The sequence below is a fragment of the Pseudomonas sp. HMSC063H08 genome (assembly GCF_001813645.1).
GTDB lineage: Bacteria > Pseudomonadota > Gammaproteobacteria > Pseudomonadales > Pseudomonadaceae > Pseudomonas > Pseudomonas aeruginosa.
In genome coordinates, this window is sequence record NZ_KV813635.1 from 197,673 (window position 1) to 198,432 (window position 760).

Consider the following 760-nt stretch of genomic DNA (forward strand, 5'->3'; position numbering starts at 1 on the left):
AACTGGTCGGCGATCTGGGTGCTGCCGCTGGTAGCCCTGGCCATCGGTGCCTGGCTGGCGTGGCGTGCCTTCGACCAGGCTGGCGTGGACATCCAGGTTCGCTTCGAGAGCGGCGACGGGATCCAGGCCAACAAGACCGAGGTGCTGTACAAGGGCATCTCGGTGGGCAAGGTGACCGACCTGCATGTCAGCAAGGACATCAAGGGCGTGGTCGCGACCATCGAGATCAAGAAGGAAGCCCAGGAATATCTGAGCAAGGACACCCGCTTCTGGCTGGTCAAGCCGCGCGTTTCCCTGGCTGGCGTCACCGGCCTGGAAACCCTGGTCTCTGGAGTCTACATCGCGGTCGATCCGGTGAAGGGCGAGAAGGAAGAACGCTACTTCACCGCGTTGAAGGAGCCGCCACCCCTTTCCGACAAGCTGCCCGGCCTGCACCTGACCCTCAAGGCCGATCGCCTGGGCTCCCTGGAGCAGGGCAGCCCGGTGTTCTACCGGCAGATCCAGGTCGGCCAGGTGAAGAGCTTCCAGCTGGGCGATGACCAGAGGACCATCGAGATCAAGGTGCACATCGAGCCGGCCTACGCCGACCTGGTGCGCAAGCACACGCGATTCTGGAACGCCAGCGGCATCTCCATTTCCGGTGGCCTGTCCGGCTTCAAGGTGCGTAGCGAATCGTTGCTGACCCTGGCGGCCGGCGGCATCGCTTTCGCTACTTCCGATAGTCGAGGCGACAGCCCGCCGACCGATCCGAGCAAGCCGT

General features: G+C 63.9%; 1 protein-coding gene. It reads left to right on the forward strand.

Features of this window, described 5'->3' with window-relative positions:
* Positions 1 to 760 (forward strand): PqiB family protein (locus HMPREF2924_RS33690; RefSeq protein ID WP_168172982.1); only part of this gene is annotated, 760 nt, incomplete at both ends.